We start from the raw sequence: 17541 nt of genomic DNA on the forward strand, positions 1-17541 counted from the left end.
TGTCCCGTAATCAGATTACAGCGAAGCATTTTGTTGTGTGGTCGCGGTGGAGTCCTTCTCTTCCACGACGCAGGTATCGCACGGCAAATGACGGCCAATAAATTTGCGATAAGCAAACGCGCCCAGAATGGCGCCGACGATGGGGCCAAACAGCGGCACCAGGAAGTAAGGAATGTCTCTACCGCCGGTAAACGCAATTTCACCCCAGCCGGCAAGCCCGGCGAACATTTTGGGGCCAAAGTCACGCGCCGGATTCATCGCAAACCCGGTCAACGGCCCCATAGAGGCACCGATAACGGCGATCAGTAAACCAATGAGCAGTGGCGCAAGCGGACCGCGAGGTACGCCGTTACCGTCGTCGGTCAGCGCCAGAATCAGCCCCATCAGAATAGCGGTAATCACCATTTCAACCGCGAAGGCCTGCACAAAATTGATATGAGGATTCGGGTAAGTTGAGAAAATGCCTGCGAGATCGAGACTTTCAACGCTGCCACGGACGATATGGTGGGTTTGTTCGAAGTCCACAAAAAGATTGTAATAAAGCCCGTAAACTAACGCCGCTGCGCAAAAGGCGCCGGCAACTTGAGAAATAATAAAAGGAACAACTTTACGTTTGTCGAAACAGGCAAATAGCCAGAGTGCGATGGTCACTGCCGGGTTCAGGTGTGCGCCAGAAACACCTGCCGTCAGGTAGATAGCCATCGCTACTCCCAGACCCCAGATGACGCTGATTTCCCACTGTCCAAAAGTAGCTCCGGCAACTTTAAGCGCAGCGACACAACCCACACCGAAAAAAATCAACAACCCGGTACCGAGGAATTCAGCAATGCACTGGCCTTTTAAGGTTGATGTTTGACTCATAATCGGATCCTGAAGAGTATGTAATGATTATTGGTATGCGAGGAGGTCATGGACATCCACGATGCCCTGTAGGCACACTGTTAATTTATCGTTAACGAGCAAAAACGAGAAATATCGAAATCAAAATGTGTGTACTGCGTCAATAAAATGAGCGTTATCGCGCCATGAGGCGCATTTTGAGACAGCAGAAGAGAGTGAATTGAATCATTTCATTAACCAATATGTTAACACTTTTAAGTTATTGAATGAATGTTACCAGGAGATGGATGAAAATTGCTGCAAACCGCGATCTACGCGGTATGTCGCTGGACAGCGAGAGCGGGGCTTCATACAATCGACACTATATATTGTGCGCGTTTACGTGAAGCGTCGCCTTGCAATTCAGGAGAGGTAAGATCATGTCTTTAGAAGTGTTTGAGAAACTGGAAGCAAAAGTACAGCAGGCGATTGACACCATCACCCTGTTACAGATGGAAATTGAAGAGCTGAAAGAAAAGAACAACAGCCTGACGCAGGAAGTGCAGTCTGCACAGCATCAGCGTGAAGAACTCGAGCGTGAAAATAATTCTCTGAAGGAACAGCAGAGCGGCTGGCAGGAACGTTTACAGGCGCTGCTTGGTCGTATGGAAGAAGTCTAATCCTCGTCATATTTCACGTTATGGCGGCGTTGGCTGCGTGCGTTCACCCCAGTCACATAGTGGCCTATGCTCCTGGGGATTCACTTACTTGCCGCCTTGCCCTGACGCGAAATCTATAGAGGATTTAGAATGCGGATACCGGTGGGCCGGATAAGGCGTAAGCCGACATCCGGCAATCAGCGACAACGCATAAAAAAGGCGCCTTACGGCGCCTTTTTTGATCACTCGATATCAAGCGGGTCTTCGGAAAGGATAATCCCTGTGTTGTCGGCATAGAGATGATCGCCGGAGAAGAACGTCACGCCGCCGAAATTGACGCGCACATCGCTTTCCCCAATGCCTTCACCTGCGGCGCCAACCGGAATGGCGGCGATCGCCTGAATGCCGATATCCAGCTCTTCCAGATCGTCCACCTGACGCACCGCGCCATAGATAACCAGCCCTTCCCATTCATTTTGCGTGGCCAGACGCGCCAGCTCCGCATCGACTAATGCACGACGGACAGAACCGCCGCCATCGACCAGCAGAACCCGACCACGGCCATTTTGTTCGAGCAGATCGTACAGCAACCCGTTGTCCTCGAAACATTTTACCGTGATGATTTGTCCGCCAAACGACGACCGCCCTCCAAAATTAGAGAACAGCGGTTCCACGACGTTGACATCTTCCTGATAGATGTCACAAAGCTCGGAAGTATCGTATTTCATAGGCTTAACGTTCAGTTGCTGCGAGAATTTTTAGTATATCGCGCTAAGTATACTGTTGGCAAAATCATCAATTGTTAATTGATATTTGTCAGTTAAACGGCCCACTGACTTAAGAGTATCCCAATCACAAATAACAGGTTGGTTAACAACGCGCCTTTAACGGTACGTTCAAGCATCGGGCGCATTGCCGCAGGCTCCCTTTCGCGCATTACGTAGCGCGCTTGTTTAATGAGCAAGGGCGCGGCCAGAATAAACAACCATCCCCACGGACTGTGTAGCGAGAGCAGATTAAACAGCGCCAGACAGAGCAGCGCGCCTAGCAACAGGCAGGCGTGATAACGACGCGCGTTGACATCGCCCAGTCGTACCACAAGGGTGTTTTTGCCGTTCTCTCTGTCGCTATTAATATCGCGCAGGTTATTAATATTCAGCACCGCCGTCGCCAGTAAACCGCAGGCGGTGGCCGGGAGAATTAGCGCCGGAATCAGCGTATGCGCCTGGAGATACCAGCTCCCCATGACACTTAGCCAGCCAAAGAATACCAGGACAGAGATATCACCCAGCCCGATATAGCCGTAGGGCCGATTACCCACGGTGTAGGTGATGGCGGCGATAATCGACAGCCCGCCCAAAATCAGGAAGCCGACAAAATCGGTTAACGTATGGCACGCGACCGCCACCAGCGCCAGTCCGGAGATACAGATCAGCACGACGGTAATGATTAACGCCCGTTTCATCTCCTGCCGGGTGATGACGCCTTTTTGCATTCCCCGCAGCGGCCCGATGCGATCCGGTTTATCACTGCCTTTGACAGCGTCGCCGTAATCGTTGGCGAGGTTGGATAAAATTTGCAGCAGCCCGGCGGTGATAAGGGCCAGCAGCGCGACCAGAGGATCGAAATAGCCTTGCCACCATGCCAGGGCCGTACCGACGATAATCGCCGCGAAGGCGAGGGGTAAGGTTTTGGGTCGTAAGCTTTCCAGCCAGGCCTGGGTGCGGCTAATTTGTTGTTGTTCAGTCATATTTAGCGCCAATAAAAATGGGGCTTTTCAGCCCCATCAACAGTGATGAAAATGCATTGGACGCGATTATAAGATAAAACGGCTTAGATCTTCATCTGCGACCAGCGCATCCAGATGTTTGCTCACATATTCCGCATCAATTGTGATGTTTTGACCGTGCAGATCGCTGGCGTTATAGGAAATTTCTTCCATCAGACGCTCCAGTACGGTATGCAGACGGCGCGCGCCGATGTTTTCGGTGGTTTCGTTAACCTGCCAGGCGGCTTCGGCAATACGTTTAATACCGGAATCGGTGAACTCGATATTGACGCCTTCAGTTGCCATCAGCGCTTTATACTGCACGGTGACGGAGGCGTTTGGCTCGGTCAAAATGCGTTCGAAATCGCTGGTGGTCAGCGCCTGAAGTTCAACGCGAATCGGCAGGCGGCCCTGCAGTTCCGGGATCAGATCAGACGGCTTCGCCACCTGGAACGCGCCAGAGGCGATAAACAGAATATGATCCGTTTTGACCATCCCGTGTTTGGTCGAAACCGTGCAGCCTTCTACCAGCGGCAGTAAGTCGCGCTGTACGCCTTCGCGTGAAACATCCGGGCCGGAGGTTTCGCCACGCTTACAAATTTTGTCAATTTCATCGATAAACACGATGCCGTGCTGTTCAACCGCGTCGATAGCGTCCTGTTTCAGCTCTTCCGGGTTGACCAGCTTAGCAGCTTCTTCTTCAACCAACAGTTTCATCGCGTCTTTAATTTTCAGCTTACGCGGTTTCTGTTTCTGACCGCCCAGGTTCTGGAACATAGACTGCAACTGGCTGGTCATCTCTTCCATGCCCGGAGGCGCCATAATCTCTACGCCCATCGGCGCGGCGGCGAGGTTAATCTCGATCTCTTTATCGTCGAGCTGGCCTTCGCGCAGTTTTTTGCGGAACGTTTGACGGGCGGCAGAAGGCTCCTGCTGCTGTTCGGCCTGGCCCCAGTTATTTTTTGCGGGTGGGATCAGTACGTCGAGAATACGCTCTTCCGCCAACTCTTCCGCACGATAGCGGTTTTTCTCGATAGCCTGTACGCGAACCATTTTCACCGCGGCATCGGTCAGATCGCGGATGATAGAGTCCACTTCTTTCCCGACATAGCCCACTTCGGTGAATTTGGTGGCTTCGACTTTAATGAACGGCGCGTTGGCGAGTTTTGCCAGACGACGGGCGATTTCGGTTTTACCGACGCCGGTCGGGCCAATCATCAGAATATTTTTCGGCGTTACTTCGTGGCGCAGCTCTTCATCAAGCTGCATACGACGCCAGCGGTTACGCAATGCAATCGCCACGGAACGCTTTGCGTTATCCTGGCCGATAATGTGTTTGTTCAGTTCGCTGACAATTTCGCGTGGGGTCATTTCAGACATGAGAGGTCCTTACGCTTTGGCGGTCAATTCTTCAATGGTGTGGAAATGGTTGGTGTAAATGCAGATATCGCCTGCAATATCCAACGCCTTTTCAGCAATTTCGCGCGCGCCGAGCTCGGTATTTTCCAACAGAGCGCGAGCGGCAGCCTGGGCATAAGGACCGCCGGAGCCGATAGCAATTAAATCGTTTTCAGGTTGCACGACATCGCCGTTACCCGTGATGATGAGCGAGGCGGTTTCATCCGCGACGGCCAGCAACGCTTCCAGTTTGCGTAGCATACGGTCGGTACGCCAGTCTTTCGCCAGTTCAACGGCGGCTTTGACCAGGTGCCCCTGATGCATTTCCAGTTTACGTTCAAACAGCTCGAACAGCGTGAATGCATCCGCAGTACCGCCCGCAAAGCCCGCAATGACCTTGTCGTTGTAGAGGCGGCGGACTTTCTTCACGTTGCCTTTCATTACTGTGTTACCCAGTGTGGCCTGACCATCACCGGCGATTACCACGTGGCCGTTACGGCGTACGCTTACTATTGTTGTCACGAGCAGACCCCTTGGTTACTAATGCTGAATTGCGGCCCCGTACGGCGTACGGGGCATAATGCAAGTATAGATGGGGGAGATTTTGAGGGTTTCAACCCCCGGTGGCGAGTCGAATGCAGTTTGTATGGCCCGCCATCTTCAGACGGTTAATGGTGCTGTCGGCATTTTCTTTACCTTTCACCGGCCCGATAACCACGCGATTCCAGCCGTTATTGGTGGTAATTTTGGAGTCAAAGCCTTCAAACGCCAGCTGAGCGCGGACGCTTTCTGCCTGCTCGGCGCCTTTGAATGAACCACATTGCACCATCCAGCGACGTTCATCTTTTTTCTCTGCTGTCGCCTTCGGCGCTTCAGGCGCGCGCGTAATTGGCGCGGCTTTTGGCGCTGCCGCGCTGGTATGCGCCGGCGTTTGCAGCAAATCCTGATAAGGTTGCTGCGAGGCCGTCTGCTTCGGCGGCTGACTTTGGCGCGCAGGTTGCGCTGGGGCGGACTGTACCGTGCGCGTTTGCGGCTGTTCGTTTACCCGCGGCTGCGTGCGTGGTTGCTGAACAGGCTGCGTTTGAGCCCACTGCTGCTGCTGCGCCTGACGCTGGCGCTGTAGCGTTTGCTGGCGTTGTTCTGGCGTCTGCTCGTTCCACGGCACTTCGTTAAGTTGCGTTGGCTGCTGACGCATATCCGCCTGCATCTGCTCCAGGAGTTGACGCTGCTCGCTGGTGAGCTGATTCGGGTTCATGACTTCGCCGCCGGCGGACGGTTCCGTTGGCGTACGCACGCCCGGCTGGCGACTTTCCAGCTCTTTGATGTAACGCCAGCGCTCTTCCGGTTTTGGCGGAAGCCCATTGCCGGTGACTTTCTGGTTTTGTAGCGTTTCGGACTCTTCTTTCTTATGGTGAGTAATGAAGTACAGACCGCCGATAAAGGTCACAAGGACGGCTGCCGCAATCGCGACCATTGCCGGCGAGACGGCAGGCATGTTGCTTTGCTTCTTCCGTGAGTTCCGTGAGGTGCTCTTTTTGCGCCGCGAAGGAGCCGGTTGGCCGCGACGTACATAATCTCGTTGTGCCACTATCGTTTCGCTGTATTTATTCGTTCGTCAGCCCGTCATGTTACTGAAGCGGCGGGCCTTTGACCAGACAGGTGAGTCTTAAAGCTATTTACTTTAGGGTAAAGCGCGCGTAGAACCGCGAATAATCAGCTCGCAATCCATTAAACGCGAGCCGCTGCTCACATTTTGCCCCTGCATCTGATCGAGCAACAGCAGCATCGCCTCGCGACCAATGTCAAAACGCGGCTGCGCCACGGTTGTCAACGGAGGGTCGCAAAACTCGGCCAGCGCGATATTGTCAAAGCCGATAATCGACAGATCGTCAGGCACTTTCAGACCCTGGCGCTTGGCCCAGGAGAGCGCGCCCAGCGCCATTACGTCGCTATGACAAAAGACGGCGGTAGGCGGCAACGGTTGCTCAAGCAACTGCTTTAATGCGTTTGCCCCGGCTTCGTAGGTAAAGTCGCCACGGGCGATGTAATGCGGATCGACCACAATGCCACTGCGTCTTAATGCCTGTACGTAACCTTGTAAGCGATAGTGACAGAGCGGCATATCTTCCGGCCCCGCAATACAACCAATCCGCTTGTGGCCCAAATCCAACAGGTAGTTCATGGCATTGAACGCGGCGGTCAGGTTATCGATATGTACCGTCGGCAGTTCAAGCTCCGGCGCAAACTCATTCGACATCACCATCGGAGGCAAATTGCGCTGCTCCTCAACGCTGGCGTCAAAGGGCAGTCGGGAACTGAGAAGTACCATGCCGTCGATCTGTTTGGTGATGATGAGATTAAGAAAGGTTTTTTCTTTCTGGTTTTGATGGGCGCAATCGCCAATCAGTACCAGATACCCCTGTTCTGCCGCGGTCACTTCGATACCGCGGATAATTTCACTGAAGAAGGGATCGCAAATATCCGGGACAATCACCAAAATCGTACGGGATTCATTGCGTTTTACATTTCGCCCCATCGACTGCGGGAAATAACCCACTTCAAGCGCGGCCTGTTCAACCCGGCTACGGGTCGACTGGGAGACTTTATCGGGGTTCATTAACGCGCGGGATACGGTTGCCGTAGAGACTTTCGCCTTCAACGCAACATCCTTCATCGTAGCGGCAGTAACCTGCTTGTTCGATTTCACTCTTTCTCCTCGCCTGGGAACTGCTGGCGCAGATCTATCCCTGGTAACACTCATCGAAAACATTTTTATCAGATAGTGCGTGGAAGCGGTTACAGAATTTTCATAAAAAGTGTGATGGATCTTTAATTTTACGATCCGCCTCGCATCGTGAGGACTATCCTTCAATCGGATCGACGTCCAGAACCCATTTAACTTTCCGCGCTTCAGGGAGCGTATTGATCAACGCCAGCGTGCCGCTGATGATGTGTTGCAGGCGAATCCGTGAAGGATGCTGAAGTAAAATTTGCCAGCGATAGCGGCCGCCGCGTTTTGGCGCGAGGGCCGGAACCGGACCTAAGATCCACAGCTTATCGTCTGATAGCGGGCTGGCCTGAATCAGATTACGCAACTGCTGGAGAAAGACGGGCGCCTGCTGATTGTTGTGATCCTCTGCGCGAATAATGACGTGGCTGGTCCACGGCGGAAGCTGGAGCGTTTGCCGTTCCGCCAGCGCCTGCTCCGCAAACGCATCATAGCCTTTATACAGTAACGTTTGCAGCAGGGGATGCTCAGGATGGTGCGTTTGGAGCACCACTTCGCCCTGTTTGCCCGCGCGCCCGGCGCGGCCGGAAACCTGAGTATAGAGCTGGGCGAAGCGTTCCGCCGAACGAAAATCTGCGGAAAAAAGCGCGCCATCGACGTCCAGCAACGCCACCAGCGTGACGTCCGGGAAGTGATGGCCTTTCGCCAGCATTTGTGTGCCTATCAGAATGCGCGCTCCGCCGCGGTGAACTTCCGCCAGATGCTGCTCCAGCGCGCCTTTACGACTGGTGGTATCACGGTCGATTCGTGAGATCGGCACGCCGGGGAAGAAGGGCGCCAGCACCTGCTCCAGCTGTTCCGTCCCTAACCCAACCGGTAGCATATGTGTGGAGCCGCAGGAGGGGCACTGACGCGGTACCGGACGTTGGCTGTCGCAGTGATGGCAGCGTAAATGATGCTGCGCTTGGTGCAGCGTGTAGTAGTGATCGCAACGCGGGCACTCCGCAATCCAGCCGCAGTCGTGGCAAAGCAGCGCGGGCGCGAATCCCCGGCGGTTAAGAAATAAAATTACCTGATTGTCGGCCTGGAGATGTTGGCGCATACGGGCGATAAGGGCGGGCGCCAGTCCCGCCTGAAGACGCTGGCCTTTTAAATCCAGCACATGCTGCAGGGCTGGGCGGGCGTTGCCTGCGCGCCGCGTCAGACGCAGCATCCGGTATTTTTTCTGCCGCACGTTGCATAGCGTTTCCAGGGCTGGGGTGGCGGAGCCGAGAATAATCGGGATCTGCTCGCTATGGGCGCGATACACTGCCAAATCGCGGGCATGGTAGCGCCACCCTTCCTGCTGTTTATAAGAGCTGTCGTGCTCTTCGTCGATGACAATCACGCCAAGATTTTTAAACGGCGTAAACAGCGAGGAGCGCGTGCCGATGACAATCGCCGCTTCGCCGTTTTTCGCTTTCAGCCATGCCGAAAGACGCTCGCTGTCGTTTAGCCCGGAATGCAGCACTTCCACCGGCGCGTTAAAACGTTCGCGAAAACGGGCGATCGTTTGCGGCGTCAGGCCGATTTCCGGCACCATCACCAGCGCCTGTTTGCCCTGGGCGAGGACGTTTTCCAGCACGCTCAGATACACTTCGGTCTTGCCGGAACCGGTTACGCCTGCCAGCAACCAGGCGGAGAAACCGTCCGACGCGCTGTGAATCGCGCCGACTGCTGTCGCCTGTTCGGTATTCAGCCGCAGGCGCTCTCCTGCGACGGCGTAATGCTCCCGCCAGTCGGTAAACGCGGGCGTTTCACTGGCAAGCTCACAAAGCCCCTTACGCCGCAGCGTTTGCAGCGTGGCGTCAGTAAAATCAAGCTCGGTTACCTGATAGCGCCAGATCTTTCCTTGCCGCAGCGCCGCCAACGCCTGTTGTTGTTTGGCGGAGCGTTTCAGGCTGTTGATGTCGACGGCTTGCCCCTCTTCGGTGGCGAACCAATACCATAGGGGCGCGTTGCTGGCTGGTTTTCCCTGACGCAATAAAACCGGCAGAGCGTGAAACAGAACGTCGCCGAGGGGATGGTGGTAGTAATCCGCCGCCCAGAGGAGTAAGCGCCAGATGGAGGGAGAAAAGATTGGCTCGTTATCCAGGATTTCAATGACCGATTTTAATTCATCGAGCGGCAATTCGCTGTGGTCGCTAACCGAGACGACAATGCCCACGCGCTCTTGCTGCTTGCCGAACGGCACGCGCACGCGGCACCCGGCTTTGGCGACCCCGCCTTCCGGCAGCAGGTAATCAAAGGTTCGGGGAAGCGGAACGGGCAAGGCAACGTGCGCGACGGACATAGCATCTTCCTGACTTGAAATTTCGTCGGGTAGTATACACATTACGATAAGGGAGCGCGGATCAGTTTGCATACGGTGGTCAAATTCTGTATGATTCGCCGCCTTTGGTGCGTGTTGTGAGCATCAAACCCTTTACTATTAACTTCGCGTGGTGTCTGGCGTTAGGGCTGGAAGAGCGACGCGGCCTTACACTGAGGTTCCCCATGAAAAAAGGTATTCACCCGAATTACGTAGAAATTACTGCAACCTGTTCTTGCGGTAATGTTATCAAAACCCACTCTACCGTGGGTCACGACCTGAACCTGGACGTGTGCGGCAAATGCCACCCGTTCTTCACTGGTAAGCAGCGTGTTGTTGATACCGGTGGTCGTGTTGAGCGCTTCAACAAGCGCTTCAGCATCCCTGGCAGCAAATAAGTTACCGCCAGAAAAAAAGCGCCGCAGGGCGCTTTTTTTGTTATGGATGACCCGTCCTGAATAATAACGTTGACACATTTTATTTATATACAAAGGAAGATATGTCAATCTATTCCAGGACTAGCCAGTGGTAATAACGCTGCTTATTACTCGAACAACCTTTCTCGCCCGCCGATCTTGATATATTCCTAAAATTCACCGTACAACCATTTTTGATCTTTTGTATACCACCTGTTCCTTGTAGGGTTTTGCGCAACTATAACTCATAAGGATATAACAATAAGTGGAAAACCGGCGGCGCGTCAGGGTGACATGACCCCGGTGGGCGGTCCGATAGTCCAGGGGGCAGCGGGTGTGCTGATTGGCGCGCCGACGGACGTGGCCTGTTCGGTGTAGTCCTCTCTGAATATATAGGAGATAAATCAGAGGAGATTTTTGATACAGAGGAGACGAAAAAATGAAAGGAATAATTAAATTCATACTATTGTATTTTTATGTGTACTTTTCATTTTTCCTTATGTGTTTTGTGGGAGAATGGATTCTAAGAGGTATCTATTATTTCAGATTTTCGACATGGCCAAAAATTGATTTTAATATTAATGATATTTTTGCTCCTGTTTTCTTTTATGCCACTGGCGCATGGTTGCTATGCGTTGTTTATAGAATAAATGGATGGAATACAGGACGAAAGAAAAAGAAATAATTTATTTTAAAGTGAGTTATTAATTACACAATTTTAAAATAAAATCTGGAGAAGAAATTATCTTGAGAGCGTTCAGAATTATGTGTCACGTTAAAAATGCTACAGCGGCATCACATTCTTCAGTCGTCCTTCAACATAAATGGCTAACTGCGACAATGTCAAATTCTGACCTTCCGGCTGAAGAAACGGGTGGTCGATCTGAGTCTGGATAAGGCGAATGTCATAACTACAATACGTTTTAACTATTCAGGCGGAAGTTAGCTTCCGCCTGTTTTACTTTTACTATCTCGCTTTATTTTTTAAACATCTGCTCTGGATCGATAATCAGCGCCCGATAACCCAGCATACCGGCACGGTTACTGTGTACTTTTAGCTCCAGCATCACATCCTGAGTGCCGTCTTTGACTTCATCCAGAACGGAAACGATCGGTTTTGTACCGCTCATTCCCGCTGTAGCCGAGTACATGAACATCGTTTTGGTTTCCGGGCGATATTCCGTGACGGAAGTAATGGCGCTGTACCAGTCAAAACCGCGCTCTTTACCATATTCCCACATTTGGGAAACCGTCATATTTTTTTCGTCAATCTGATATTCCACGCCACGGGAATATTTCATTGACGGCATGGCCGGTTGTTCCATGCCGCGCGCATCGCCGTTATCAAAGGCGGTCACGACGGTTTTACCTCCGGTGCTTTTGGATGGCACTAACCAACCGGTATGTTGTGTCCATGTCCAGTCAAATCCACCGTCGCAGTGGTGCGCTTCGCAGGTTAGCGGTTTACCGTTGCTGTCTACGGGTTTCAGCACTTTTTTCGCCAGTTCGCCTTTCCAGCCGGATGGATCGGAAAGTATCCATTTCACTTTTTTATCGCGGCCAATTTTGATGATGGCAGACTGGTGGCGCGAGCTAATGATAATGCTGTCGTCGCGAGGATCGTAGCTGACGGAGTTAACATGCGCCCAGTTGCGGCCCGGGCCGGAGCCCGCGATATCGCCGAAGGGTTGTTTTGCAAGCTGCTCTTTGGTCATGACCTGACCGGAGTGTTCGGCATCGACGCTCAAACATACCGCTCCCTGATCCATCGCCAGAATAACGTCGTCACGATAGGGGTCGAGGATTTTTGGCAGATCCCAGTAATCGACGGTATCGCCGTTCTGGTCAACTTCAAGAATATGATCACGCACCGTGTTGATGGTGTATTTACCATTTAATGGATAATTTTCTTTTGCGACACGCAGCAGGTAGGTGCCTTTCGGCGTTTCGGTAATGGCGTGCGAAAAATCAATAAATCCTTTTGGCAGTCGTTTATCGGAAATAACGCGGCCTAAGAAATCATATTTAAAGTAACGTTGACCCTGGCCAAAAATAAGATTGCCATCGTTAACCTGATGGAAGCTCATCATGGAACCAAAGCGCGTTATATCATCCTGGTTACGGAATTTATCAATATTCATATAGCCGCGAACATCGCCATTCGTATCGCTAATCCAGTTGATACCAGTATAATCCCAGTTCGCCGCGCCGCCTGCGACATGCATAATGTGGCCGGCTCTTGGCATCCCTGTTATATGGTTAAAAAGATATAAGCGATTTTTAAGCGAGCTATCGACTTTAACCGGTTCTACTGTAGGAAGAACGGCAGTTTGCCCGGTAGTAGAGGGTAATGATACCGGTGCGGCGTAAATGGACCACGTATAAGTTTGTTTTTTACCTTCTTCAGTCCAGTCAACTTTAACCTTATTGACATAATCTGGATACAAGCCAAATACAGGTATGCCGTCATGGGTATTTATAGCCTGCGGGCCGACATCATAACTGATCGGGATGCCTTTTTCCCCTTTCCCTAAAACGGTAACCTTCACGTCCTGTACATTATGATTGGCTTTATTAATGATTGCTGTTAATGGGAAAACGCCGCCGTAGGGAGCGACATCGACCATACCTAATGGCCCTTCATGGACTGGAATGACATCTGCTGATGCGACCATTGGCCTGTTTGGGTCTAAAACGCCTGAGGCCAAAACGCTGCCGCTCAAACACAGGCAGCATAATACAGGTAAGACTTTCCTTGTAAATAACATATTTAGTTCCCCATTCGATATTATCGATAAAATGAATATATATTAACCTTCTTATTTATCGGAGATGAAAAAAACATTTAAAAAAGTAAAACAATCCGCGGAGGAGAATAATGATGTTGGTCACAAATATGAGGTGTCCATGGTCTTTTTAACAATACTCATCGTTATACTATTTGTTCAGTAAATATATGGCGCTGTATTATTGTTCATGTACGCTTTGCTACGTGAAAATTTAAATAAAGATTGGAAGTTTAAATATAATAAAATTATATCGGTTATGACATGTCGGGAATTTTTTTCAGGAAAATAACGAAGAGAAACTTATCATGTCTGACAAATTTATCCACCGAGGGCTATTCGGGAAGATGAACGGTTAGAAAAATGTCGGAGATAGCCGTGTACAAGGGAATCGTTAAAAAAGCGCGGCCAGAGGCGTTCTGACCGCATGCTTTGCTATCAGTATTCCCACGTTTCCGGGTCAATCCCCATCTCACGCATGATCTCTTTTGCCGCTTCCGGGATTTCATCGCTGCGCTCTTTTCGCAGATCGGCATCATCCGGCAAGGGTTGCCCGGTAAAGGCGTGCAGAAATGCTTCACACAACAGCTCGCTGTTGGTGGCGTGGCGCAGGTTGTTCACCTGACGACGCGTACGTTCATCGGTGAGGATTTTTAACACCTTCAGAGGAATGGAAACCGTAATTTTTTTGACTTGCTCACTCTTCTTACCGTGCTCAGCGTATGGGCTGATATATTCGCCGCTCCATTCAGCCATGAGATACTTAATCCTCTTCGTCATTAATATTGAGGTCTGAACCTGAGCCCGGACCATAATCGCGCGTAGTTTACCGTAGTGGCGCGGCCCTGACACGAAGTTAGCGGTCGCAGATGTGCGCTAATGCATATAATTTTAACGGCTATTTGCGGTTTGCTCAATCTATACGCAAAGAAGTTTAGATGTCCAGATGTATTGACGTCTATTGTGGTAGTGGTTAATCTGTGGTCTGACTTTCACCGACTCAGCCAGGAATATCTTCATATGACGCGTAAACAGGCCACTATCGCAGTGCGTAGCGGATTAAACGACGACGAGCAATACGGCTGCGTTGTGCCGCCAATCCATCTCTCCAGCACCTATAACTTTACCGGTTTCAATGAGCCGCGCGCGCATGATTATTCCCGCCGCGGTAATCCCACGCGTGATGTGGTTCAGCGCGCATTAGCGGAACTGGAAGGCGGCGCGGGCGCGGTATTGACGAATACCGGCATGTCGGCGATTCATCTGGTCGCCACCGTTTTCCTCAAGCCGGGCGATCTGCTGGTCGCGCCGCATGATTGCTACGGCGGCAGTTATCGTCTGTTTGACAGTCTGGCGACACGCGGCTGTTATCGTGTGCGGTTTGTCGATCAGGGCGATGAACGCGCCTTACAGGCGGCGCTGGAAGAAAAACCGAAGCTGGTACTGGTAGAAAGTCCAAGTAATCCATTGTTACGCGTGGTGGATATTGCGAAAATCTGTCGGCTGGCGCGCGAGGCGGGCGCAGTGAGCGTCGTTGATAACACGTTTTTAAGCCCGGCGCTGCAAAATCCGCTGGCGTTGGGTGCCGATCTGGTGTTGCATTCATGCACGAAATATCTCAACGGTCATTCGGATGTCGTGGCCGGCGTGGTGATTGCTAAAGATCCGGAAATGGTCACTGAACTGGCGTGGTGGGCGAATAATATTGGCGTCACTGGCGGGGCGTTTGATAGCTATCTGCTGCTGCGCGGTTTGCGAACTCTGGTGCCGCGTATGGAGCTGGCGCAGCGCAACGCGCAGGCGATTGTGAAATATCTGCAAACCCAGCCGTTGGTGAAAAAACTGTATCACCCGTCGCTGCCGGAAAATCAGGGGCATGAAATTGCCGCGCGCCAGCAAAAAGGCTTTGGCGCAATGTTGAGTTTTGAACTGGATGGGGATGAGGAGACGCTGCGTCGTTTTCTGGGCGGGCTGTCGCTGTTTACGCTGGCGGAATCTTTAGGGGGAGTGGAAAGTTTGATCTCTCACGCCGCCACCATGACGCATGCCGGTATGTCGCCGCAGGCGCGTGCCGCCGCCGGGATCTCCGAAACGCTACTGCGTATCTCCACCGGTATTGAAGATAGCGAAGATTTAATTGCCGACCTGGAAAATGGCTTCCGGGCTGCAAACAAGGGGTAAACATGAGTGTGATTGCGCAGGCAGGGGCGAAAGGTCGTCAACTGCATAAATTTGGCGGCAGTAGTCTGGCGGATGTGAAGTGTTACCTGCGTGTCGCAGGCATTATGGCGGAGTATTCGCAGCCTGACGATATGATGGTAGTGTCCGCCGCAGGCAGTACCACCAACCAGTTGATTAGCTGGCTCAAGTTAAGCCAGACCGATCGCCTTTCTGCGCATCAGGTATTACAGACGTTACGCCGCTACCAGTGCGATCTGATTAGCGGGCTGCTTCCCGCCGACGCGGCAGATGATTTAACCAGCGCTTTTATTAGCGATCTGGAACGTCTTGCCGCCTTGCTCGACGGCGGCGTAACGGATGCCGTCTATGCTGAGATCGTCGGACACGGCGAAATTTGGTCGGCGAGATTGATGTCCGCCGTCCTGAATCAGCAGGGGCTGGATGCCGCCTGGCTGGACGCGCGCGCATTTTTACGCGCCGAACGCGCCGCACAGCCGCAGGTTGATGAAGGGCTATCTTATCCTTTATTGCAGCAGCTACTGGCGCAGCATCCGGGCAAACGTCTGGTCGTGACCGGCTTTATCAGCCGCAATCATGACGGCGAAACAGTCCTGTTAGGCCGGAACGGTTCCGACTATTCCGCCACGCAAATCGGCGCGCTGGCGGGCGTTTCCCGCGTGACCATCTGGAGCGATGTCGCGGGCGTTTATAGCGCCGACCCGCGCAAAGTGAAAGATGCCTGCCTGCTGCCGTTGCTGCGTCTGGACGAAGCCAGCGAGCTGGCGCGTCTGGCGGCGCCTGTTCTGCACGCCCGCACGCTACAGCCAGTGTCCGGCAGCGATATCGATTTGCAGTTGCGCTGTAGCTACACGCCGGATCAAGGGTCAACCCGAATTGAACGAGTGCTGGCTTCCGGGACGGGCGCGCGTATCGTGACCAGTCACGATGATATCTGTCTGATTGAGTTTCAGGTGCCTGCCAGCCAGGATTTCAGGCTGGCGCATAAAGAGCTCGACCACATTTTAAAACGGGCGCAGGCGCGTCCGCTGGCGGTGGGCGTGCATCGCGATCGCCAGTTATTACAGTTCTGCTATACCGCCGAGGTAGCGGATAGCGTACTGAAACTCCTCGACGATGTCGGGCTGCCGGGCGAATTGCGCCTGCGGCAGGGGCTGGCGCTGGTGGCGATGGTCGGTGCGGGCGTCACTCGCAATCCGCTACACTGCCATCGCTTCTGGCAGCAGTTGAAAGGTCAGCCAGTGGAGTTTACCTGGCAGTCGGAGGAGGGCATCAGTCTGGTGGCGGTGCTGCGTACCGGCCCGACTGAGAGCCTGATTCAGGGGCTGCACCAGTCTGTTTTCCGCGCCGAAAAACGCATTGGCCTGATGCTGTTCGGTAAGGGGAACATCGGCTCCCGTTGGCTGGAACTATTTGCCCGTGAACAAAGCACGCTTTCCGCGCGTACTGGTTTTGAATTTGTGCTGGCGGGCGTGGTGGATAGCCGCCGTAGCCTGTTGAATTATGAAGGGCTGGACGCCAGCCGCGCGCTGGCATTCTTTGATGATGAAGCCGTTGAGCAGGACGAAGAGTCGCTATTCCTGTGGATGCGTGCGCATCCGTATGATGATTTAGTGGTGCTGGATGTGACAGCAAGCGAGCAACTGGCCGATCAGTACCTTGATTTCGCCAGCCACGGTTTTCATGTGATTAGCGCCAATAAACTGGCGGGCGCAAGCGCCAGCGATAAGTATCGCCAGATTCATGACGCGTTTGAAAAAACCGGGCGTTACTGGCTGTATAACGCCACCGTGGGCGCGGGGTTGCCGATCAACCACACGGTGCGGGATCTGATTGACAGCGGCGATACGATTCTCTCGATCAGCGGGATCTTCTCCGGGACGCTATCCTGGCTGTTCCTGCAATTTGACGGCACGGTGCCGTTTACTGATCTGGTGGATCAGGCCTGGCAGCAGGGGCTGACGGAACCCGATCCGCGCGTCGATCTTTCCGGAAAAGATGTCATGCGTAAGCTGGTGATTCTGGCGCGCGAGGCGGGATACGACATCGAGCCGGATCAGGTGCGTGTAGAATCGTTGGTGCCGGCGCATTGTGAAGAAGGGTCTATCGATCACTTTTTCGAAAACGGCGACGCGCTGAATGAACAGATGGTGCAGCGTCTGGAGGCAGCCCGCGAACTGGGGCTGGTGTTGCGTTACGTGGCGCGTTTCGACGCCAATGGCAAAGCGCGCGTCGGCGTTGAAGCGGTGCGTCCGGAACATCCGCTGGCGGCGCTGCTGCCGTGCGATAATGTCTTTGCTATTGAAAGCCGCTGGTATCGCGATAACCCGCTGGTGATCCGTGGGCCGGGCGCGGGTCGCGATGTGACCGCCGGGGCGATTCAGTCGGATATCAACCGCCTGGCGCAGTTGCTGTAAT

The 17541-nt window shown here is 52.9% G+C and carries 14 protein-coding genes and 1 pseudogene; 5 read left to right on the top strand and 10 right to left on the bottom strand.

Annotated features, from left to right (window positions below; all coding sequences use genetic code 11):
• Positions 1–15 precede the first annotated feature (15 nt).
• On the bottom strand, positions 16–861 hold the full coding sequence (locus ACLJR2_RS14655; RefSeq protein WP_000084285.1) for an MIP/aquaporin family protein: 846 nt from the start codon (positions 859–861) through the stop codon (positions 16–18).
• A 398-nt stretch (positions 862–1259) separates the two neighbouring features.
• Between ACLJR2_RS14655 and zapB the strand changes: the two genes are divergently transcribed.
• On the top strand, positions 1260–1499 hold the full coding sequence (gene zapB / locus ACLJR2_RS14660) for a septal ring assembly protein ZapB (RefSeq protein WP_000051370.1): 240 nt from the start codon (positions 1260–1262) through the stop codon (positions 1497–1499).
• A gap of 221 nt (positions 1500–1720) precedes the next feature.
• On the opposite strand, the gene rraA is transcribed toward zapB, so the two are convergent.
• From rraA to priA, 7 genes are all read right to left on the bottom strand, one after another.
• Positions 1721–2206 (bottom strand): ribonuclease E activity regulator RraA, encoded by a 486-nt coding sequence (rraA, locus tag ACLJR2_RS14665; RefSeq protein ID WP_000872918.1) that lies wholly within the window; start codon positions 2204–2206, stop codon positions 1721–1723.
• A 92-nt stretch (positions 2207–2298) separates the two neighbouring features.
• A complete protein-coding gene (gene menA, locus ACLJR2_RS14670) occupies positions 2299–3228 on the bottom strand; it encodes a 1,4-dihydroxy-2-naphthoate polyprenyltransferase (RefSeq protein WP_000139639.1) in 930 nt (309 codons plus the stop codon).
• A gap of 66 nt (positions 3229–3294) precedes the next feature.
• Entirely contained in the window at positions 3295–4626 is a 1332-nt protein-coding gene (gene hslU, locus ACLJR2_RS14675; protein ID WP_001293360.1) for an HslU--HslV peptidase ATPase subunit, read from the bottom strand.
• Positions 4627–4635: 9 nt separating this feature from the next.
• Entirely contained in the window at positions 4636–5166 is a 531-nt protein-coding gene (hslV, locus tag ACLJR2_RS14680) for an ATP-dependent protease subunit HslV (protein ID WP_000208240.1), read from the bottom strand.
• A 91-nt stretch (positions 5167–5257) separates the two neighbouring features.
• Positions 5258–6232 (bottom strand): cell division protein FtsN, encoded by a 975-nt coding sequence (gene ftsN / locus ACLJR2_RS14685; protein WP_000068811.1) that lies wholly within the window; start codon positions 6230–6232, stop codon positions 5258–5260.
• A 93-nt stretch (positions 6233–6325) separates the two neighbouring features.
• A complete protein-coding gene (gene cytR, locus ACLJR2_RS14690; RefSeq protein WP_000841339.1) occupies positions 6326–7351 on the bottom strand; it encodes a DNA-binding transcriptional regulator CytR in 1026 nt (341 codons plus the stop codon).
• 154 nt (positions 7352–7505) lie between these two features.
• Entirely contained in the window at positions 7506–9704 is a 2199-nt protein-coding gene (priA, locus tag ACLJR2_RS14695) for a primosomal protein N' (protein WP_000109398.1), read from the bottom strand.
• A gap of 203 nt (positions 9705–9907) precedes the next feature.
• Between priA and rpmE the strand changes: the two genes are divergently transcribed.
• Positions 9908–10120, top strand: a complete 213-nt coding sequence (gene rpmE / locus ACLJR2_RS14700) for a 50S ribosomal protein L31 (RefSeq protein ID WP_000715284.1) — start codon at positions 9908–9910, stop codon at positions 10118–10120.
• A 279-nt stretch (positions 10121–10399) separates the two neighbouring features.
• Positions 10400–10513 (top strand): annotated as a pseudogene (locus ACLJR2_RS14705) (hypothetical protein); the annotation flags it as partial.
• Positions 10514–11115: 602 nt separating this feature from the next.
• On the opposite strand, the gene ACLJR2_RS14710 reads toward ACLJR2_RS14705, so the two are convergent.
• Both ACLJR2_RS14710 and metJ read right to left on the bottom strand, forming a co-directional pair.
• The gene (locus ACLJR2_RS14710; protein ID WP_000899639.1) at positions 11116–12906 is read right to left on the bottom strand and encodes an aryl-sulfate sulfotransferase; all 1791 of its coding nucleotides are present in this window, start codon (positions 12904–12906) and stop codon (positions 11116–11118) included.
• A gap of 456 nt (positions 12907–13362) precedes the next feature.
• Positions 13363–13680 (bottom strand): met regulon transcriptional regulator MetJ, encoded by a 318-nt coding sequence (gene metJ, locus ACLJR2_RS14715; RefSeq protein WP_000852811.1) that lies wholly within the window; start codon positions 13678–13680, stop codon positions 13363–13365.
• A gap of 264 nt (positions 13681–13944) precedes the next feature.
• On the opposite strand from metJ, the gene metB reads away from it, so the two are divergent.
• Both metB and ACLJR2_RS14725 read left to right on the top strand, forming a co-directional pair.
• Positions 13945–15105 carry a cystathionine gamma-synthase gene (gene metB, locus ACLJR2_RS14720; RefSeq protein WP_000197197.1) on the top strand — a complete coding sequence of 387 codons (1161 nt, stop codon included), beginning with the start codon at positions 13945–13947 and terminating at the stop codon, positions 15103–15105.
• A 2-nt stretch (positions 15106–15107) separates the two neighbouring features.
• Positions 15108–17540, top strand: coding sequence for a bifunctional aspartate kinase/homoserine dehydrogenase II (locus tag ACLJR2_RS14725; protein ID WP_000110805.1), 2433 nt, complete (start codon positions 15108–15110; stop codon positions 17538–17540).
• Position 17541 lies beyond the last annotated feature (1 nt).

Origin of the sequence: Salmonella sp. SAL03688 (genome assembly GCF_046551895.1) — a bacterium.
In the GTDB taxonomy this organism is placed as follows: Bacteria; Pseudomonadota; Gammaproteobacteria; order Enterobacterales; family Enterobacteriaceae; genus Salmonella; species Salmonella enterica.